Raw genomic sequence first — 3,809 nt, 5'->3', positions numbered from 1 at the left:
TTCTATTTGTCAATATTGTGTTATCTTCACCTATTCAATAATTCAGATGAAGTAAGGTTACTCAAGTAACCTTACTTCATCTTTGTTAGGCTGCCTTTCTTGAAGATAGCGGTTTCGCAATCAACACATTATGTAAAACACAAATGGCGCGATTGTAATCGTTGTCTTCTACTACGAATTGTACATTGACATTACGCATCGACGAGTGAGCGGCAATAGGGCTAATTTTTGCGTTAACTAACGCTTGCATGCCTTGCGTTAATACGTTGTTGGTGTTCATTGATGCACCGATTGCAGAAATGAGGGCGACCATTTTTCCTGATACGGATGCATTCGGGTAGCGCTTCTCTATTTTGTACAACACGTGGTTTAAGTTATCGCTGCTGCCACTGAGGTAATACGTCATCGAGTTTGCATTCATCTCTTTACCAACGAGATGTACCTTAGCTTCGGCGATCACTTCCATCAATTCATAACTGGCATTATCAATTTTCCCGACCATGCTTTGGTCAAAAATATGCAAGGCGAACACTTTGTCCTTGCCCGCAATAATCTCTACCTTATTGTTCTGAGGCTTATGAACATTGGAAATGAGAGTACCTTTATGCTCTGGTTCGAACGTATTTTTGATTCTGAGCTCAATCCCCTGCTGACGCAGCCCAGCCGCCGCATTCGGATGAATCGCTTCCATACCTAAATTAGCCAGTTGGTCTGCTACGTCAAAGTTCGTCAATCCCATCGGGCTAACCTTATCCGCGCCTACAATTCTCGGGTCTGCGGAGCTTAAGTGATACTCTTTATGGATGATCGCTTGCGTTGCGTTGGTTAATGCGGCAATGCGGCTAAAGGTCATTTCACTATAGCCACGATCATAGGTTTTCATTAATCCTTCATTACAGTAGGCGTAGCCAGTCACGATTGGCAATTGCGTTGCTACATCAATGTCTTCGAAGGCAGCCAAAATCACCTCATCTAAGCTTCCTGCTTGCCCATTATTCCACCCGGAGAGATCAATGAAGCATGCATTAATCCCAAGAGTTTTTAGCTTCAAACTGGTGTTATAGGCACTATGAGCCTCGCCTATTGAAGATAAAAATTCTCGTACCTGAGGCAAATACTGACGCAATGAAAACTGCCCGTATTGACACGTTTCTAGAATATTATTAATGCAGTTGACTGCTTCTGAGATCCGCGAACGAATAAATTTATCCGCGCGAATACGACTCATAGGATCGGCGAACAAATGCTCATTAATCAGCAACATACGTTGCTCAAGTTGGTACATGGCCTCTTGCCATTGCGTATCATGTTTCGCGATCATCTGGTAAATACCGGGCTTGCCAGTGCGTTTGCATTCCAGTAGAGCATCGGTAATGGTTGCATACGCTGATACCACAAACACTCGATCATAAGGGTGATGAGGCCTTAGTAAAATATTGTCGAGCACAGCATCAAAAGCGCTCATTGATGTTCCACCGATTTTTTCTACGGTGTAAGACATGGGATCTCCTTTTCTTTTAAATTGAATGCAGTGAATCGTCGCGAGTGATTACTCAATGATTGGGTAAACACCTTTTTCATCATGCGTTTCAGTTCCTGTCAGTGGCGGGTTAAAAACACATGCCATAACCATATCTGCACCAGAATAAGCTCTTAAATAGTGTTCATCATGTTGATCAAGGATGTACAAAGTGCCGGGCTTTATCGGGTAAGTTTCCCCTCCTATCACTTCGATTTCCCCTTCACCTGACATGCAATACACTGATTCCAAATGGTTTTGATAGTGAATATGGGTCTCGCTGCCTTTAAAAATGGTCGTAACATGGAATGAAAAACCCATATTGTCATCTTTCAGCAGCATACGAACGCTTTCCCAAGTTTGAGCAACAACCCGGCGCTCACTTTGGCGACACTCTTCTAATGTTCTAACAATCATTTTTTATTCCTAAGATGCTTTTTTTATTAACTGAGAGGCTAGCTCTTCTACCGCTTGTGCAAAAATATCTAAACCTTGGTCGAGTTCGGTTTCCGTGATAGTGAGTGGACAGAAAAACTTAATCACTTCGTCATTTGGGCCTGCGGTTTCAATCACCATCCCTAGTTGAAAACAACGACGAGCAATTTTATGGGCGATCTCACCACTGCTACATTCAATGCCTTGCATTAGTCCACGCCCTTTGTGGTGGTTAAACAGTGTGGGGAAACGACGCAGTGTGGTTTGAATGACATGCGTCACTTGCTTGGCTCGATGTGCGATATGAGTGGTAAAATCATCATTTGACCAATAGGTTTCCAGCGCTTTTGTAGCGGTTACAAAGGCGTGATTATTACCGCGAAAGGTTCCGTTGTGCTCTCCCGGTTTCCACACATCTAACTCAGGTTTCAGCAGCACAATTGCCATAGGTAACCCATAACCACTGAGTGATTTCGATAGCGTCACTATATCCGGTTTTATTGCTGATGGCTCAAAACTGAAAAAGGTTCCCGTACGTCCACAACCAGCTTGAATATCGTCAACGATAAGCAGAATATCGTTTTTCTTACAGAGACGACTTAAGCGTTGCAACCACTCGTTGGACGCGCAATTTAAGCCGCCCTCGCCTTGGACAACCTCCAATAATACCGCAGCCGGTTTGTCTAAACCCGATGAGTTATCATTCAGCATATTTTCAAATAGCGACAGGCCATCAATATTGGCATAGCCATCATAAGGGAGCCGCGTCACGCCACCTAAGCTAAGCCCAGCGCCGCCTCGATGATGTTGATTTCCTGTTGCGGCAAGTGCGCCATAAGAGCAACCATGAAAGCCGTTAGTGAAAGCCACAATATTACTTCTACCCGTAGCTTTTCTGGCCAGCTTCATTGCCGCCTCTACAGCATTAGTCCCAGTTGGACCAGTAAACTGCACTTTGTAGTCGAGGTTTCTTGGTTCAAGAATGAGACTTTCAAATACCGCGAGGAACTCAGCCTTGGCAGAGGAGTGCATATCCAAGCCGTGAGTAATGCCGTCTTTATCAATGTACTCCAATAGCGCCTGCTTAAAGAGGGCGTTATTGTGACCATAATTTAACGAACCAGCTCCAGCCAAAAAATCTAAGTAGCGATCACCAGAATCGGTAAATAGCCAGCTCCCTTTTGCCGTAGAGAAAACCACGGGAAAGTGATTGGCATAAGATTGCACGTTTGATTCTTTCTTTTTAAAAATGTCCATAACGATGATAGTTATCCTGTTAAGTTAGAACGAGGTTTGAGCGGAATGCGGTACAAATACTCGGTATCATGCTCTCCTTCAAAGTGACAAGTTTGATCGAGAAAGGTCGATACCTCTCCTTGCTCGCCATGTGCTCGATCAAACTTCTTAAAGAGGCTCCATGAACCTTGATTGTTTTTCGTGATAGTCGTTTCCAATACACGAACATCAGCCATAACGTCACGAGCGAGCAATTCATGTAACAAATGTGAGGCAAGCCCTAGCCCACGAGCATTTGGATGCACGGCCACTTGCCAAATAAACAATTCATCAGAATTGTCAGGCTTTAAATAGGCCGAAATAAACCCCACGGTTTCGCCATTTCTTTCCGCTAAGATGCAAGTCTCTTGAAAGTGAATCGCTTGTAGGAAATTACAGTATGAGGAGTTTTCATCTAAGGGAGGGCATAGCCCAATCAAATCATGTACACGCTGCCCGTCGGCTTGATTAGGGGTACGAAACGTCCATTGTTCTGTCTTTGTTTGCATAATTTCCGGGTATGCAACCCAAGGTGCTGCTGTAATCATTGCCTGCCACATAAATAGTTAGAGCTCTAATT

Annotated in this window: 4 protein-coding genes; all 4 read right to left on the bottom strand. The window is 44.0% G+C overall.

The window, feature by feature from the left end; all coding sequences use genetic code 11:
* Window positions 1–85: 85 nt before the first annotated feature.
* Genes B9J84_RS09215 through ectA form a run of 4 tightly spaced genes read right to left on the bottom strand, consistent with a single transcriptional unit; the run spans window position 86 to window position 3,789 of the window.
* Window positions 86–1,501, bottom strand: coding sequence for an aspartate kinase (locus B9J84_RS09215; protein ID WP_094124001.1), 1,416 nt, complete (start codon window positions 1,499–1,501; stop codon window positions 86–88).
* Window positions 1,502–1,549: 48 nt separating this feature from the next.
* Window positions 1,550–1,936, bottom strand: a complete 387-nt coding sequence (locus tag B9J84_RS09210; protein WP_094124000.1) for an ectoine synthase — start codon at window positions 1,934–1,936, stop codon at window positions 1,550–1,552.
* A 9-nt stretch (window positions 1,937–1,945) separates the two neighbouring features.
* Window positions 1,946–3,211, bottom strand: a complete 1,266-nt coding sequence (gene ectB / locus B9J84_RS09205) for a diaminobutyrate--2-oxoglutarate transaminase (RefSeq protein WP_094123999.1) — start codon at window positions 3,209–3,211, stop codon at window positions 1,946–1,948.
* Window positions 3,212–3,222: 11 nt separating this feature from the next.
* Window positions 3,223–3,789 carry a diaminobutyrate acetyltransferase gene (gene ectA / locus B9J84_RS09200; protein WP_094123998.1) on the bottom strand — a complete coding sequence of 189 codons (567 nt, stop codon included), beginning with the start codon at window positions 3,787–3,789 and terminating at the stop codon, window positions 3,223–3,225.
* Window positions 3,790–3,809 lie beyond the last annotated feature (20 nt).

It is taken from the genome of Vibrio sp. V03_P4A6T147 (genome assembly GCF_002241085.1).
Lineage (GTDB): Bacteria > Pseudomonadota > Gammaproteobacteria > Enterobacterales > Vibrionaceae > Vibrio > Vibrio anguillarum.
The sequence above is the reverse complement of the archived record's forward strand: the minus strand, read 5'-3'. Positions and strand labels throughout refer to the sequence as shown.

Coding starts and splice junctions, on each gene's coding strand:
- B9J84_RS09215 (WP_094124001.1), bottom strand. CDS start 1,501: ATGTCTTACACCGTAGAAAAAATCGGTGGAACATCAATGAGCGCTTTT.
- B9J84_RS09210 (WP_094124000.1), bottom strand. CDS start 1,936: ATGATTGTTAGAACATTAGAAGAGTGTCGCCAAAGTGAGCGCCGGGTT.
- ectB (WP_094123999.1), bottom strand. CDS start 3,211: ATGGACATTTTTAAAAAGAAAGAATCAAACGTGCAATCTTATGCCAAT.
- ectA (WP_094123998.1), bottom strand. CDS start 3,789: ATGTGGCAGGCAATGATTACAGCAGCACCTTGGGTTGCATACCCGGAA.